Here is a 14,547-nt window from a genome sequence, read left to right as displayed (position 1 = left end):
GTCTCCATTGAATTAGAGTCCTTACCTGACGTTGGTCCGCCCTCGATTTGGATGGTGCCTGATGAACGACGAACGGTTCAGGCCCGTTGTAACGTTTCGACCCTGTAGCGCCGCCAGAGCAAGCGGCCCACGGTGATCAGCCAGTTCAGCAACGCGACGGCGAGAACTGTGAGCAAAAGTGTCGTCATCCCCTGTTCAACGATGATCTTCCCGGCCAGCAACGGGAAGCCGAACACACCGATGAAGTACGACAGGCTGAACAGCAGCAGCGATTGCGCGGTGGTGCCCGGCGGCGCTTCATTGGCAGCCAGGCCGTTGATCACCGAATACGTCAGCCCGTAGCCGACCCCGAGCATCATCGCCGCCAGTACATAACTGAAGCCGCTGTCGACGACGAAGCCGAACATCAGGATCGAGGCCATCATCAGCCCCGACAGCAGGCACGATGCGCGGAACGGATCACGCTTGACCACGAAGCCGGCGATCAGCATCCGGCTGCTGATCGCTGCGCCCATGAAGCCGAAAAAGAACAACGAATAATCCAGCGAGCGCGACGTCGCATAACTGGTCTGGAAACTCGACAGGCCACCGAAGACGCATCCGCCGAGGCCGACCATCACGATTGGAAATACGGCACGGGACGACAATACCTGTCGGGTTGCGCGCCAGGAAATGCGGGCGACCGCAGCGGTGGGCGAGGGGGCTTTTTTCAGTTGCGCGTCCAGTCGCCAGAACAGCAGGACGCCGATCAGGCTGGCCAGCGCTGCGAGGTAAAACGCCGCCGTCACCGGATAGCCCAACGCACTGGCTGCGCGGCCCAGCAACGGGCCACTGCCGATGCCGGTCATCATGCTGCCCGACAGCAGCGCGAAATATTTGGCCCGTTGCGCAGGCGTCACCAGGCTCGCGACGATGATCGGACCCAGCGTATAAAAAACGCCCCAGCCGAGCCCCAGCAGCAAGCCGAAAAACAACAGCAAATGACCGAAGCCCGGCGTCAGTGCAAAGCCCAGGCTGGCGAGCACCAGCAGCACGCCGAACAACGCAATCGAACGCGCCGCGCCGAGCAGGTCGGACAAGTGCCCGGAGACAATCACCGCCGCAAACGTGCTGAGCATCGCCGCCGAAATCACGCTGCCGGCATCGTGTTCATTGCCGCCGCGGGAGCCGATCAGCAACGACAGCAAAAACGTCGAGCCATAGGACAGCGACAACAAATAGCTGGCGAGGCAAAACAGGCCGAACAGCTTGCTGGAGACTTGCGGTGGTGCGGTAGACATGACGCGGTTCCTTGACCCGATAACGGTGGTGTCATCTATCTATCACGCAAGGCGCCGATGTTAGGTCCGAGGTTCTCGATTCCAGGGTTAGTGACGGGCGGAGTAATGCCCTCGCCACAAGTCCGGCGCCGACTTAGTATGGCGTTTTCCACTTTTGACGAAGGCACGTCCATGACGATCGAAATCCGCCCGGCGACCCCCAGCGATGCCCCGCAAATCCTCGGGTTCATCACCGAACTGGCCGACTACGAACGTGCCCGCCACGAAGTCATCGCCAGCGTCGCCGACATCGAACGCAGCCTGTTCAGCGAAGGCGCCACCGCCCACGGCCTGATCTGCCTGCGCGACGGCTTGCCGATCGGTTTCGCGGTGTTCTTCTTCAGCTACTCCACCTGGCTCGGCAGCAATTGCCTGTACCTCGAAGACCTCTACATCACCCCGGAACAACGCGGCGGCGGTGCCGGCAAAACCTTGCTGCGGCACCTGGCGAAAATCGCCTGCGCCAATGATTGCGGGCGATTCGAATGGAGCGTACTGGACTGGAACAAGCCGGCCATCGACTTCTACAAATCCCTTGGCGCACAGCCGCAGGAAGAGTGGGTGCGGTATCGGATGGATGGGGCGGTGTTGAGGGATTTTGCGGCGGGGAATTGATCGCTCAAAAGATCGCAGCTTTCGGCAGCGCCTACAGGGTGTGCGTCATCTCACCGTAGGAGCTGCCGAAGGCTGCGATCTTTTTTTGAATTCATCCCAATATATGGGAGTGATATTTATATATTGAGATTTGTCCGCGTCCGGGTTTATAGTCCAGCTCACTCACTGCCAATAAACAGAACAGGTGAAGCGATGCTGGCGCAATTGATCGCGCTCGACTGGGGGACAACCTCATTACGTGCTTACAAACTCGCCGCGGGTGGCCAGGTGCTGGAGCAGCGTTCGCTGTCGTCCGGGATCATGCAGCTGCCGCGGACGCCGCGAATCATCAACGGCCAGGAATGCTCCGACGGTTTTGAACTGGCCTTCGACGAAGCCTGCGGTGACTGGCTGGATGCGCAACCCGGTTTGCCGGTGATTGCCTGCGGCATGGTCGGCAGCGCTCAAGGCTGGCGCGAAGCGGCCTACCGCGATACGCCGGCGAACGTCGCCAATCTCGGAACTTCCCTACAAACCATTCGTAGTCTTCGCGGCGTCGACGTGCACATCGTGCCAGGCGTGATTCAGCGTTCGCAGTTGCCGAACGTGATGCGCGGCGAAGAAACCCAGGTGCTCGGGGTGCTGCAGAACCTGCCGGACGGGGCGGGTAGCGATCTGTTGATCGGCCTGCCGGGCAGCCATTCGAAATGGGTGGAAGTGGCCGACGGCTGCATCGTGCATTTCGATACTTTCATGACCGGCGAAGTCTTCGCTGTGCTCAGCGAACACAGCATTCTCGGGCGCACCCAGCAGCGTGGTGCGCCGTTTGATGGCGACGCGTTTGACCGGGGCGTGCAAGTGGCGCTGTCGACGGAGGGTGAGATCGGCCTGTTGTCGACGCTGTTCAGCGCTCGCAGCCTCGGGCTGACCGGCGAACTGAGCGCCAGCGCGCAACCGGACTATCTGTCCGGCCTGCTGATCGGCCATGAGCTGTCGGCGCTCGCTGCGGTTCAGCGGCGTCGGCGCTACAGCGTTCATCTGCCGTCGGTCATTCTCATCGGTAATGCCCAACTGTGTTCACGCTACAGCCGGGCGCTCAGCGCCTGCGGTTTCGCTCGCGTGACGTTGGCCGAACAAGCCACCGAACGCGGGTTGTGGCAGCTGGCGCTCGCCGCCGGACTCGTCACCCCACATCCATCCCGTTAAACCTGACTGGAGGTCTGACATGCTCAAGCAAGCCCTGGCGCAGAACGGCCTGATCGCGATCCTGCGCGGCCTGCGTCCGCAAGAAGCGGCTGCCATCGGCGAAGTCCTGTACGCCGCCGGATTTCGCGTCATCGAAGTGCCGCTCAATTCCCCCGAGCCGTACGAAAGTATCCGCATCCTGCGCAGTACGTTGCCTGCCGATTGCCTGATCGGCGCGGGCACGGTGCTGACACCGGAGCAGGTCGAGCAAGTGAAAGCCGCGGGCGGGCAAGTCATCGTCATGCCCCACAGCGACCCCAAGGTGCTGCGCGCGGCGAAAGCGGCGGGGCTGTTCCTGTCACCGGGCGTGGCGACGCCGACCGAGGCTTTCGCCGCACTGGCCGAAGGTGCGGATGTGCTGAAGATGTTCCCCGCCGAGCAAATGGGCCCGGCGGTCGTGAAAGCCTGGCTGGCGGTGCTGCCCGCCGGGACGATCCTGGCGCCGGTCGGCGGGATCACCCCGGACAACATGCAGGTGTTTATCGACGCCGGCGTCAAGGGTTTCGGCCTCGGCTCCGGGTTGTTCAAACCGGGCATGACTGCAGAAGACGTGGCCGTGAACGCCAAGGCGTATGTCGCTGCATGGAACGCTCTGCGTTAAGACTTTCTGGCGCCGAGCGCGCTACATCTATAAGAGCTGCATCTACAAAAAGAGAGCACAGATGAAAATCACCAAACTGACCACCTTCATCGTTCCGCCGCGCTGGTGCTTCCTCAAGGTCGAGACCGACGAGGGCGTGACCGGTTGGGGCGAGCCCGTGGTCGAAGGCCGAGCCCACACTGTGGCGGCCGCCGTTGAAGAATTGTCCGACTACCTGATCGGCAAAGACCCACGCAACATCGAAGATATCTGGACCGTGCTCTACCGCGGCGGCTTCTACCGTGGCGGCGCGATTCACATGAGTGCCCTGGCCGGTATCGACCAGGCGTTGTGGGACATCAAGGGCAAGGCCCTGGGCGTGTCGGTCAGCGACTTGCTCGGTGGTCAGGTGCGCGACAAGATTCGGGTGTATTCGTGGATCGGCGGCGACCGTCCGGCCGACACCGCGCGGGCGGCGAAGGAAGCGGTCAGCCGTGGTTTCACCGCGGTGAAAATGAACGGTACCGAAGAGCTGCAATTCCTCGATTCCTTCGAAAAAGTCGACCTCGCGTTGGCCAACGTCGCCGCCGTACGTGATGCGGTCGGCCCGAATGTCGGCATCGGTGTGGACTTCCATGGCCGGGTGCACAAACCCATGGCCAAGGTGCTGATGAAGGAACTCGACCCGTACAAGCTGATGTTCATCGAAGAACCGGTGCTCAGCGAAAACTACGAAGCGCTGAAGGAACTGGCACCGCTGACCAGCACGCCGATCGCCCTGGGCGAGCGCCTGTTCTCGCGCTGGGATTTCAAGCGTGTGCTCAGCGAAGGTTACGTCGACATCATCCAGCCGGACGCTTCCCACGCCGGCGGCATTACCGAAACCCGCAAGATCGCCAACATGGCCGAAGCCTACGACGTGGCGCTGGCGCTGCATTGCCCGCTGGGCCCGATCGCCCTGGCGGCGTGCTTGCAGCTGGACGCGGTCTGCTACAACGCGTTCATCCAGGAACAGAGCCTGGGCATTCACTACAACGAGAGCAATGACCTGCTGGATTACGTCAAGGATCCGCGGGTGTTCGATTACGACAAGGGCTTCGTGAAAATCCCCAACGGCCCGGGTCTGGGCATCGAGATCAACGAAGAGTACGTGATCGAACGCGCGGCGGTCGGCCACCGCTGGCGCAACCCGATCTGGCGCCATGCCGATGGCAGTTTTGCCGAGTGGTGAGTTCTGTCTGACTCAACCCTGACCCCTGTGGGAGCGAGCCTGCTCGCGATAGCGTCCTGTCAGTCACATCAATGCCGGATGTGCCGCCGTCTTCGCGAGCAGGCTCGCTCCCACAAGGGGTAGTGCAAATCTCGATACCGACCTCAATAAACATAAGAAGAGGCATTCCCCATGCAACCGCAAACCCTCACCGGGCAGGCGTCGTTGGTGGCGCCCAGCCGCAAGCGTTTTTTCATCATGGTGCTGCTGTTCATCACCGTGGTCATCAACTATCTGGACCGCAGCAACCTCTCCATCGCCGCGCCGGCGCTGACTAGCGAACTGGGCATCGACCCGATCCACGTCGGGCTGATCTTCTCCGCATTCGGCTGGACCTACGCCGCCATGCAGATCCCCGGCGGCTGGCTGGTCGACCGGGTGCCTCCACGGATTCTCTACAGCGTCGCACTGCTGCTGTGGTCGGTGGCCACGGTCATGCTCGGTTTCGCGGCCAGCTTCATCGCGTTGTTCGTCTTGCGCATGGCCGTCGGTGCGCTGGAAGCGCCGGCTTATCCGATCAACAGTCGCGTGGTCACCACCTGGTTTCCCGAGCGCGAGCGGGCCACGGCCATTGGTTTCTACACCTCCGGCCAGTTTGTCGGCCTGGCGTTCCTGACGCCGGTACTGGCCTGGCTGCAGCATGAATTCGGCTGGCACATGGTGTTCGTCAGCACCGGTGCGGTGGGCATTCTGTGGGCGGTGATCTGGTACGCGGTGTATCGCGAACCGCGGGATTTCAAAGGTGCCAACCAGGGCGAAATCGACCTGATCCGCGAGGGCGGCGGTTTGGTGGACATCCAGGCCGAGCAGGCCAAGGTCAAAGCCAAATTCAGCTGGACCGATCTCGGTATCGTCCTGACCAAACGCAAACTCTGGGGCATCTACCTCGGCCAGTTCTGCCTCAACTCGACGCTGTGGTTTTTCCTGACGTGGTTCCCGACCTACCTGGTGAAATACCGCGGCATGGACTTCATCAAGTCCGGCCTGCTGGCGTCGCTGCCGTTTCTCGCGGCGTTTGTTGGCGTGCTCTGTTCCGGGTTCTTCTCCGACTTCCTGATCCGTCGCGGCTACACCGTGGGCTTCGCGCGCAAGTTGCCGATCATTGGCGGCCTGTTGATTTCCACGTCGATCATCGGCGCCAATTTCGTCGAGTCGACGCCGCTGGTGATTGCCTTCCTGGCGCTGGCGTTTTTCGGCAACGGACTGGCGTCGATCACCTGGTCGCTGGTTTCAACGCTGGCACCGGCACGCCTGTTGGGGCTGACGGGCGGGGTGTTCAATTTCATCGGCAACCTGTCGGCGATTACGACGCCTATCGTCATAGGTTTCCTCGCCAGCGGTGATTCCTTTGCGCCGGCGATTACCTATATCTCGGTTCTGGCGTTGATCGGTGCGCTTTCCTACGTGTTGCTGGTCGGGAAGGTCGAGCGTATCAAGTTGTAGTCGCAGGCGTCGGGCGACCATAATGCCGCCCGTTCACTCGCTCAACGGTAAAGGCTGGATATGCAGGAAGACGCCCCAAAAATCGCCAAGGACGCCGCGCCGACCGGCACCCAGACATTGCTCCGTGGTCTGGGTGTGGTTCAGGCCGTGGCCAGTGGTGCCCGCGATCTCAAGGAAATTGCCCGGCTGATCGGCACCACGCGCAGCACCACCCATCGTCTGGCCAGTTGCCTGGTGGACGAGCGCTATCTGCGTGTGGTGCCGCAAGTCGGTTATCTGTTGGGGCCGAAGCTGATCGAACTGGGTTTCCAGGCGCGCGAGGAATTGCCGCTGGTGACCTTGGCCGGTCCGTATCTGGATGAGTTGTCGGCGTTGACCGGCGACACCATTCACCTGGCAATTCGCGAGGGTGACGAGGTGCTGTACCTGCACAAGAATCCGGGGCGCAATGGTCCGGAAATGCGTTCGCGGGTCGGCCATCGCATGCCGTTGGCGCGTACCGGGATCGGCAAGGCGCTGATGCTCGATGACACCCGGGAAGAGTGGCAGCGTCTGTACGAAGTCAGCCTGCCGGCGGGTGGGAAAAATCAGTTCTGGCCGCAGCACCCGGAGCAATCCTGGGAGCAGTTTCAGCAGCGCATGATTGAGTATGTAGCGGGCGGTTACGCCTTCGACCTGGAAGACAACGAACCGTCGATCCGCTGTGTGGCCGCGCCGATCCGCGATGCCAGCAAGCGCATCGTCGCCGGCATCAGCATCGCTAGCACCGTGCCGTACATGCCGCTGGAAAAAATGGCCGAGCTGATTCCCCTGATCAAAGGGGTCACGGCCCGGCTTTCGGCGGAACTCGGCTTGAAGGTCTAGACCTTCAGCGTTGCCATGTCGATGACGAAGCGGTATTTCACGTCACCAGCGATCATGCGCGCGTAAGCCTCGTTGATCTGGCGGATGTCGAGCATTTCGATGTCGCAGGTGATGTTGTGCTCGGCGCAGAAATCCAGCACTTCCTGGGTTTCGGCGATGCCGCCGATCAGCGACCCGGCGAGTACACGGCGGCCCAGCACCAGCTTGGCCGCGTGGACCGGTGGATCAATCGGTTCAATCAACCCCACCAGAATGTGCACGCCGTCGAAACGCAGGGTGTCGAGGTAGGGATTGAGGTCGTGCTGCACCGGAATGGTGTCCAGCAGGAAGTCGAAATGGCCTGCGGCCGCCTTCATCTGCTCGGCATCGGTGGACACGATCACATGGTCCGCACCCTGGCGGCGACCTTCTTCGGCCTTGCTTGCCGAGCGGGTGAACAGCGTGACTTCCGCGCCCATTGCCTTGGCGAACTTGATACCCATGTGTCCAAGGCCGCCCATGCCGAGAATCCCGACTTTGTCGCCCGCTTTCACGCCGTAGTGCTTGAGCGGCGAGTAGGTGGTGATGCCGGCGCAGAGGATCGGCGCGGCGCTGGCCAGGTCGAGTTTTTCCGGGATGCGCACCACGAAGTGCTCGCTGACCACGATGCTGTCGGAGTAACCGCCCATGGTGTTGCTGCCATCCACCCGATCCGGTGTGGCATAAGTCATGGTCGGACCTTCGAGGCAATACTGCTCGAGGTTGGCCTGGCAGGCTTCGCAGCTGCGGCAGGAATCGACCATGCAGCCGACGCCGACCAGATCGCCGACCTTGTGCCGGGTAACGTTCGCACCGACGGCGGTAACTTTTCCGACGATCTCGTGGCCGGGCATCAGCGGGTAAACGGCGATACCCCACTCGTTGCGGGCCTGATGGATGTCGGAATGGCAGACGCCGCAGTAGAGAATGTCGATCGCGACGTCGTCGGCACGCGGGCTGCGACGTTCGAATTTCACGGGGGCGAGGGGAGTGGTGGCCGACTGGGCGGCGTATCCGATGGCGGTGTACATGGTGAACCTCGCATAAGCAGTGACAGGTGAGGCGGCGCATTCTGGGCGCCGCATCGGTCACCGGCCATGGCGATTCCTCCGGGTGTCATGCCTATTCCTCCGGCATCGGCGTATACCTGATCAAACGTACGATCAGACCTGCGATGATGTTTTCGTCCCTTATTCCGCGACTTTCTTTGTGAAGAATTCTTATGTTGTTGACTCGTCATCTCGATGCCAATGCCACCCTGGTTTCACTGATTGAGCCACTGGCGACCCGCGATGGTTTCAGCCAGACCGAGTTGTCCGGCGTGCAAGTCCTGCGGGCAAGTTGCGATGTTGCCCGTGGTCCGCACATTTATGAGCCAAGCCTGATGATCATCGCCCAGGGCAGCAAACTAGCGTATCTGGGGCCGCGAACCCTTGAGTACGGCGCCGGGCATTACCTGATCCAGGCGCTGCCGGTGCCGTTCGAGTGCGAAACCTTTGCCGCGCCGAATGCGCCGCTGCTCGGTGTTTCCGTGGCCATCGACCGCGTGTTGCTGGGGGAACTGGTGCTGGCCATGGGGTTGGCGCCGGGGCGACAGGTGGCGGCGCAGACGCCGGAGTCGATGACCTCCGTGGTGCTCGACGATGGAATGCGCGGCTGCGTGGAGCGGTTGTTGCGCTGTCTGCACGATCCGCTGGAAGCTCGGATCATGGGGCCGTCACGGGTGCGCGAGTTGTTGTTCGTCGCCTTGCGTGGGCCGCAAGCCGATGTGTTGCGGGCGCTGGTGGAACAGCAGGGGCAGTTTGCACGGGTGGCGGCGTCGATCAGTCATTTGCATGCGCACTACACCGAACCCTTGAACGTCGAGACCCTCGCCAGCTGCGCGAACATGAGCACGTCGACTTTTCATGAGCATTTCAAGCGCAGCACGCTGTTATCGCCGGTGCAGTACCTGAAGCGTTTGCGGCTGCTCAAGGCGCAGACGCTGTTGGTGGCGGAGGGGTTGGGCGTGGCGCAGGTCGCGCATCGGGTCGGGTATCAAAGCACGTCGCAGTTCAGCCGCGAGTACAAGCGCTACTTCGAGCGCAGTCCCGGAGAAGAGCGCGCTGCCTGACACACCACACATCCTCTGTGGGAGCGAGCCTGCTCGCGATAGCGGTGGGTCTGCTTGCATCAATGTTGAATGATAAATTGCCATCGCGAGCAGGCTCGCTCCCACATTGGATCTGTGTCGGGTTATGAATTGCGGGCAACAAAAAGGCCCCCATTCGGGAGCCTCGTTGTTCAGGCGTGCGACTTACATGTTCGGGTAAGTCGGGCCGCCAGCACCTTCCGGTGTCACCCAGGTGATGTTCTGTGCAGGGTCCTTGATGTCACAGGTCTTGCAGTGAACGCAGTTCTGGGCGTTGATCTGGAAGCGCTTCTCGCCGTCTTCCTTGGTGACCACTTCGTACACGCCGGCCGGGCAGTAGCGCTGGGCAGGTTCATCGTACATCGGCAGGTTCTTGGCGATCGGGATGCTCGGGTCGGTCAGCTTCAGGTGGCACGGCTGCTCTTCTTCGTGGTTGGTCCCCGAGATGAACACCGAGCTGAGTTTGTCGAAGCTGATCTTGCCGTCCGGTTTCGGGTAGTCGATCTTCTTGCAGTCGGCCGCGAGCTTCAGGCAAGCGTAATCCGGCTTGGTGTCGTGCAAGGTAAACGGCAGTTTGCCGCCGAAGATGTTCTGGTCCAGCCAGTTGAAACCACCGCCGACGATCGCGCCGAACTTGTGGATCGCCGGGCCGAAGTTGCGGCTGGCGAACAGCTCTTCGTAGAGCCAGCTGTTCTTGAACGCGTCGACGTAAGTGGTCAGCTCTTCAGTGCCGTCCTTCTCGGCGAACAGTGCCTCGGCCACGGATTCGGCGGCGAGCATGCCCGACTTCATCGCGGTGTGGCTGCCTTTGATCTTGGCGAAGTTCAGGGTGCCGAGGTCGCAACCGATCAGCGCGCCGCCCTTGAATACCATCTTCGGCAGCGAGTTCAGGCCGCCCTTGCAGATCGCGCGAGCGCCGTAGCTGATGCGCTTGCCGCCTTCCAGGTACTGCTTGAGCACCGGGTGATGCTTGAGGCGCTGGAACTCGTCGAACGGCGACAGGTAGGTGTTGCTGTAGGAAAGATCGACGATCAGGCCGACGACCACCTGGTTGTTTTCCAGGTGATAAAGGAAGGACCCACCGGTGTTCTCGGTGCCCATGATGTCCATAGGCCAACCGGCGGTGTGAACCACCAGGCCTGGCTGATGCTTGGCCGGGTCGACTTCCCAGATTTCTTTCAGGCCGATTCCGTAGTGCTGGACGTCGGAATCATTATCCAGGTTGAAGCGCTTGATCAGCTGCTTGCCGATGTGGCCGCGGCAACCTTCGGCGAACAGCGTGTACTTGCCGCGCAGTTCCATGCCCGGGGTGTACAGGCCTTCTTTCGGATGACCTTCGCGGTCAACGCCGAGATCGCCGGTGATGATCCCGCGAACCACGCCGTTCTCGTCGATCAGCGCTTCCTGAGCGGCGAAGCCTGGGTAGATTTCCACGCCCAGGTTCTCGGCTTGCTGGGCCAGCCAGCGGCACAGGTTGCCCAGGGAGATGATGTAGTTGCCTTCGTTGTGCATGGTCTTGGGCACAAAGAAGTCTGGAATCTTTTGCGCGCTCTCGGCGTTTTTCAGCACGAAGATGTCGTCGCGGGTGACCGGCGTGTTCAGCGGCGCGCCGAGTTCTTTCCAGTCCGGGAACAATTCGTTCAGGGCGCGTGGTTCGAACACGGCACCAGACAGGATGTGAGCACCCACTTCGGAGCCTTTTTCGACCACGCAGACGCTGATTTCCTTACCGGCTTCAGCAGCCTTCTGCTTCAAGCGGCAGGCGGCGGAAAGACCAGCGGGGCCGGCACCGACGATGACCACGTCGAATTCCATGTATTCGCGTTCCACAGGTTATCTCCTACTCAAGGCTCAACAGTTTTTTTTCTAATTGGAGGTTTGGTGTCGCATCCATGAAATCCTGCGAGATGCAGGAAGTGGACAATCGATGAGCCACCTTTCTCTCTGGGTGGCGCATTATATCTACACCACTCTCAGCGTCCAATACAAACGTTTGTTTGAATTGGCTCAAAGCCAGAGAAATCAAAGTCACGCGGCTTATGAACGGCTATTTTGCCGTATTGACCGGAATAGGTGTTCCGGTCAAGATACGGGCGGTTTTGCGTTCGCCGTAGGCTGAATGATGGTTTCAAGAGCACCTCTAAAGACAGGGCGATGGCAGTAGCAGGTGATGTGTTGCGCAGGTTTGCGCGCAGTTTACACGCCGTGAGATTGAATGACTTGTTGGTCACCACTGACGAACGGTCATCCACATCACGAGCGACGCTCACTTGACACGTATGCCGGCGTTTTTAGAGGTGCCCTTGCGCCCGATGAGCATCAACCGCCAGGTTCGCCTAGGCGACTTTCTTTTCACCGGAGAGTAACGAGGAATCCATGAAGGTTCTTGTAGCTGTCAAACGCGTTGTGGATTACAACGTCAAGGTTCGCGTCAAGGCGGACAATTCCGGCGTAGACCTCGCCAACGTCAAGATGTCGATGAACCCGTTCTGCGAAATCGCAGTGGAAGAAGCCGTACGCCTGAAAGAGAAAGGTGTTGCGACTGAAATCGTCGTCGTCTCCATCGGCCCGACCACCGCTCAAGAGCAACTGCGCACCGCGCTGGCTCTGGGTGCCGACCGCGCCATCCTCGTCGAATCCGCTGAAGATCTGACTTCCCTGGCCGTTGCCAAGCTGCTTAAGGCTGTTGTCGACAAGGAACAGCCTCAGCTGGTGATCCTTGGCAAACAAGCCATCGACAGCGACAACAACCAGACTGGCCAGATGCTCGCTGCATTGAGCGGCTACGGTCAGGGCACTTTCGCTTCGAAAGTCGAAGTGTCCGGCGACAGCGTTGCCGTGACCCGCGAAATCGACGGCGGCGCGCAGACGGTTTCCCTGAAACTGCCGGCCATCGTCACCACCGACCTGCGTTTGAACGAGCCGCGTTATGCGTCCCTGCCAAACATCATGAAAGCCAAGAAGAAGCCTCTCGAAGTGCTGACTCCGGACGCTTTGGGCGTTTCCACCGCCTCCACCAACAAGACCGTGAAAGTCGAAGCGCCTGCGGCACGCAGCGCGGGTATCAAGGTCAAGTCGGTGGCTGAACTGGTCGAGAAACTGAAAAACGAAGCGAAGGTAATCTGATCATGACTATCTTGGTAATCGCTGAACACGACAACAAGGTAGTGGCTCCGGCCACCCTGAACACCGTGGCTGCCGCTGCCAAAATCGGCGGCGACATCCACGTTCTGGTCGCTGGCCAGGGCGTCGGCGCTGTGGCTGAAGCCGCTGCGAAAATCGCTGGCGTGGCTAAAGTGCTGGTGGCCGACAACGCCGCCTACGCTCACCAGTTGCCGGAAAACGTTGCACCGCTGGTTGCCGAGCTGGGCGCTGGCTACAGCCACATCCTGGCTGCCGCGACCTCCAACGGCAAAAACATCCTGCCGCGCGTTGCCGCTCAGCTGGACGTTGACCAGATCTCCGAGATCATCTCGGTTGAAAGCGCCGATACTTTCAAGCGCCCGATCTACGCCGGTAACGCCATCGCTACCGTTCAGTCGAACGCTGCGGTCAAAGTGATCACCGTGCGTGCCACCGGTTTCGACCCGGTTGCCGCTGAAGGTGGTTCGGCTGCCGTTGAAGCCGTTGCTGCTGCGCACAACGCCGGCACCTCGAGCTTCGTCGGTGAAGAGCTGGCCAAGTCCGATCGTCCTGAACTGACCGCTGCCAAGATCGTCGTTTCCGGCGGCCGCGGCATGCAGAACGGCGACAACTTCAAACACCTGTACGCCCTGGCCGACAAGCTGGGCGCTGCCGTCGGTGCTTCCCGCGCCGCGGTCGACGCAGGTTTCGTACCCAACGACATGCAGGTCGGTCAGACCGGCAAGATCGTTGCTCCACAGCTGTACATCGCGGTCGGTATCTCCGGCGCGATCCAGCACCTGGCCGGCATGAAAGACTCCAAAGTGATCGTTGCGATCAACAAGGACGAAGAAGCGCCGATCTTCCAGGTGGCCGATTACGGCCTGGTGGCGGACCTGTTCGAAGCCATCCCTGAGCTCGAGAAGCTGGTCTAATCCTGCTGCTTGACCTATAAAGAGCCCGACCTTTTGGTCGGGCTTTTTTTTTGCCCATCCTGTAGGAGCGAGCTTGCTCGCGATGGTCGTCAACGATGACGCGTGTATTCAGGTTGAGCACGGCGCATTCGAGTCCATCGCGAGCAGGCTCGCTCCTACAGGGTGTATAAGTTCAAGTGGGAGAGTGTCGTGCGACGAGTGTTCGGTTGGTCATTGCTGCTGGGTCTGACGATATTGCCTGCGCTATCGATTGCCGCAGGCAAGTGCGAACGCCTGGTGGTCACCGGCAGCCCGGACGCGCCACCGTACCTGTGGCAAGACCCGCAAAACCCCAAGCACCTGATCGGCGCCAGTGCCGAGCTGTTGCAGCAAGTGGCGGGGGAGTTGGGGATCAAGGTCGAATTGCTGTACGCCGGCAAACGCTCCCAGGCCCTGGATGAAGTGCGCAGCGGTCGCATGGACATGCTGGCCGATGCGCCGTTGACGGTCAGCGAACTGGACACCCTGGATTACATCCATCCGCCGTTGCTGGAAAACGATTACCTGGTCTGGACCCGGAAAGATTCGCCACTGCTCTACAACGAAGCGCAGGACCTTCATGGTCATCCCGGCGCGTTGTCGGAAAAGTCTCGAATGACCCAGGCATTTGGTACGTTCGCCGAGCAGCAATTGTCCCTCGTGCGTACACCCAACCTGACCCAAGCCTTTCAGAAATTGCTCCTGGGTGAGGTGGAATTTGTCCTCGCTGGACGTTATTCAGGCATGGCGGCCGCGCAGGCATTGAGTATGGCCAATGATCTGGTGGCCCGTCCGCAACCGGTGGACAAACCCGGCCTGTTCCTCGCGGTTTCCCATAACTCCGCTTGCAACGATCCGTGGTTGCGCGGACAGCTGGCCAAAAAGATGACAGAATTGCCCGCGTCCGGACTGACGGAAGCTGTACTGCAACGCAATATCGAGCGTTGGAAAGCGCAGCAACAGCTACAGAAGCCACCCGTCAGTACCCCAAAACAGTAGGGATTTTT

General features: G+C 60.6%; 13 protein-coding genes. 10 read left to right on the top strand and 3 right to left on the bottom strand.

All coding sequences use genetic code 11. The features are described from left to right. Window positions 1-77: 77 nt before the first annotated feature. On the bottom strand, window positions 78-1,280 hold the full coding sequence (locus ACF6ZU_RS04585; RefSeq protein ID WP_392890719.1) for an MFS transporter: 1,203 nt from the start codon (window positions 1,278-1,280) through the stop codon (window positions 78-80). A gap of 171 nt (window positions 1,281-1,451) precedes the next feature. On the opposite strand from ACF6ZU_RS04585, the gene ACF6ZU_RS04580 reads away from it, so the two are divergent. The 6 genes from ACF6ZU_RS04580 to ACF6ZU_RS04555 all read left to right on the top strand — a co-directional run bounded on the left by ACF6ZU_RS04580 (window position 1,452) and on the right by ACF6ZU_RS04555 (window position 7,315). After that, window positions 1,452-1,934: a GNAT family N-acetyltransferase gene (locus tag ACF6ZU_RS04580; protein WP_157711742.1), complete on the top strand. Its 483-nt coding sequence runs from the start codon at window positions 1,452-1,454 to the stop codon at window positions 1,932-1,934. A 192-nt stretch (window positions 1,935-2,126) separates the two neighbouring features. After that, the gene (locus tag ACF6ZU_RS04575; RefSeq protein WP_392890718.1) at window positions 2,127-3,119 is read left to right on the top strand and encodes a 2-dehydro-3-deoxygalactonokinase; all 993 of its coding nucleotides are present in this window, start codon (window positions 2,127-2,129) and stop codon (window positions 3,117-3,119) included. A 19-nt stretch (window positions 3,120-3,138) separates the two neighbouring features. After that, the gene (locus ACF6ZU_RS04570; RefSeq protein WP_392890717.1) at window positions 3,139-3,759 is read left to right on the top strand and encodes a 2-dehydro-3-deoxy-6-phosphogalactonate aldolase; all 621 of its coding nucleotides are present in this window, start codon (window positions 3,139-3,141) and stop codon (window positions 3,757-3,759) included. Between the two features lie 61 nt (window positions 3,760-3,820). Next, a complete protein-coding gene (gene dgoD / locus ACF6ZU_RS04565; protein ID WP_007903915.1) occupies window positions 3,821-4,969 on the top strand; it encodes a galactonate dehydratase in 1,149 nt (382 codons plus the stop codon). A 171-nt stretch (window positions 4,970-5,140) separates the two neighbouring features. Continuing rightward, the gene (locus ACF6ZU_RS04560; RefSeq protein WP_392890716.1) at window positions 5,141-6,451 is read left to right on the top strand and encodes an MFS transporter; all 1,311 of its coding nucleotides are present in this window, start codon (window positions 5,141-5,143) and stop codon (window positions 6,449-6,451) included. Between the two features lie 60 nt (window positions 6,452-6,511). Continuing rightward, window positions 6,512-7,315: an IclR family transcriptional regulator gene (locus ACF6ZU_RS04555; protein ID WP_392890715.1), complete on the top strand. Its 804-nt coding sequence runs from the start codon at window positions 6,512-6,514 to the stop codon at window positions 7,313-7,315. On the opposite strand, the gene ACF6ZU_RS04550 is transcribed toward ACF6ZU_RS04555, so the two are convergent. After that, complete coding sequence (locus tag ACF6ZU_RS04550) at window positions 7,312-8,364, bottom strand: NAD(P)-dependent alcohol dehydrogenase (protein WP_392890714.1); 1,053 nt, start codon at window positions 8,362-8,364, stop codon at window positions 7,312-7,314. The two genes, ACF6ZU_RS04555 and ACF6ZU_RS04550, sit on opposite strands and share 4 nt — an antisense overlap. Before the next feature lie 191 nt (window positions 8,365-8,555). Between ACF6ZU_RS04550 and ACF6ZU_RS04545 the strand changes: the two genes are divergently transcribed. Next, window positions 8,556-9,446, top strand: coding sequence for an AraC family transcriptional regulator N-terminal domain-containing protein (locus tag ACF6ZU_RS04545; protein ID WP_392890713.1), 891 nt, complete (start codon window positions 8,556-8,558; stop codon window positions 9,444-9,446). 183 nt (window positions 9,447-9,629) lie between these two features. On the opposite strand, the gene ACF6ZU_RS04540 is transcribed toward ACF6ZU_RS04545, so the two are convergent. Then, window positions 9,630-11,294 carry an electron transfer flavoprotein-ubiquinone oxidoreductase gene (locus ACF6ZU_RS04540; protein WP_392890712.1) on the bottom strand — a complete coding sequence of 555 codons (1,665 nt, stop codon included), beginning with the start codon at window positions 11,292-11,294 and terminating at the stop codon, window positions 9,630-9,632. Between the two features lie 546 nt (window positions 11,295-11,840). On the opposite strand from ACF6ZU_RS04540, the gene ACF6ZU_RS04535 reads away from it, so the two are divergent. The 3 genes from ACF6ZU_RS04535 (at window position 11,841) to ACF6ZU_RS04525 (ending at window position 14,539) form a co-directional block, all read left to right on the top strand. After that, complete coding sequence (locus ACF6ZU_RS04535; protein WP_028620627.1) at window positions 11,841-12,590, top strand: electron transfer flavoprotein subunit beta/FixA family protein; 750 nt, start codon at window positions 11,841-11,843, stop codon at window positions 12,588-12,590. A gap of 2 nt (window positions 12,591-12,592) precedes the next feature. Then, window positions 12,593-13,522, top strand: a complete 930-nt coding sequence (locus ACF6ZU_RS04530; protein WP_392890711.1) for an electron transfer flavoprotein subunit alpha/FixB family protein — start codon at window positions 12,593-12,595, stop codon at window positions 13,520-13,522. A 189-nt stretch (window positions 13,523-13,711) separates the two neighbouring features. After that, window positions 13,712-14,539 carry a substrate-binding periplasmic protein gene (locus ACF6ZU_RS04525; protein WP_392890710.1) on the top strand — a complete coding sequence of 276 codons (828 nt, stop codon included), beginning with the start codon at window positions 13,712-13,714 and terminating at the stop codon, window positions 14,537-14,539. Window positions 14,540-14,547: the final 8 nt, after the last annotated feature.

It is taken from the genome of Pseudomonas migulae (genome assembly GCF_043225285.1).
In the GTDB taxonomy this organism is placed as follows: Bacteria; Pseudomonadota; Gammaproteobacteria; order Pseudomonadales; family Pseudomonadaceae; genus Aquipseudomonas; species Aquipseudomonas migulae_C.
The sequence above is the reverse complement of the archived record's forward strand: the minus strand, read 5'-3'. Positions and strand labels throughout refer to the sequence as shown.

Coding starts and splice junctions, on each gene's coding strand:
- ACF6ZU_RS04585 (WP_392890719.1), bottom strand. CDS start 1,280: ATGTCTACCGCACCACCGCAAGTCTCCAGCAAGCTGTTCGGCCTGTTT.
- ACF6ZU_RS04580 (WP_157711742.1), top strand. CDS start 1,452: ATGACGATCGAAATCCGCCCGGCGACCCCCAGCGATGCCCCGCAAATC.
- ACF6ZU_RS04575 (WP_392890718.1), top strand. CDS start 2,127: ATGCTGGCGCAATTGATCGCGCTCGACTGGGGGACAACCTCATTACGT.
- ACF6ZU_RS04570 (WP_392890717.1), top strand. CDS start 3,139: ATGCTCAAGCAAGCCCTGGCGCAGAACGGCCTGATCGCGATCCTGCGC.
- dgoD (WP_007903915.1), top strand. CDS start 3,821: ATGAAAATCACCAAACTGACCACCTTCATCGTTCCGCCGCGCTGGTGC.
- ACF6ZU_RS04560 (WP_392890716.1), top strand. CDS start 5,141: ATGCAACCGCAAACCCTCACCGGGCAGGCGTCGTTGGTGGCGCCCAGC.
- ACF6ZU_RS04555 (WP_392890715.1), top strand. CDS start 6,512: ATGCAGGAAGACGCCCCAAAAATCGCCAAGGACGCCGCGCCGACCGGC.
- ACF6ZU_RS04550 (WP_392890714.1), bottom strand. CDS start 8,364: ATGTACACCGCCATCGGATACGCCGCCCAGTCGGCCACCACTCCCCTC.
- ACF6ZU_RS04545 (WP_392890713.1), top strand. CDS start 8,556: ATGTTGTTGACTCGTCATCTCGATGCCAATGCCACCCTGGTTTCACTG.
- ACF6ZU_RS04535 (WP_028620627.1), top strand. CDS start 11,841: ATGAAGGTTCTTGTAGCTGTCAAACGCGTTGTGGATTACAACGTCAAG.
- ACF6ZU_RS04530 (WP_392890711.1), top strand. CDS start 12,593: ATGACTATCTTGGTAATCGCTGAACACGACAACAAGGTAGTGGCTCCG.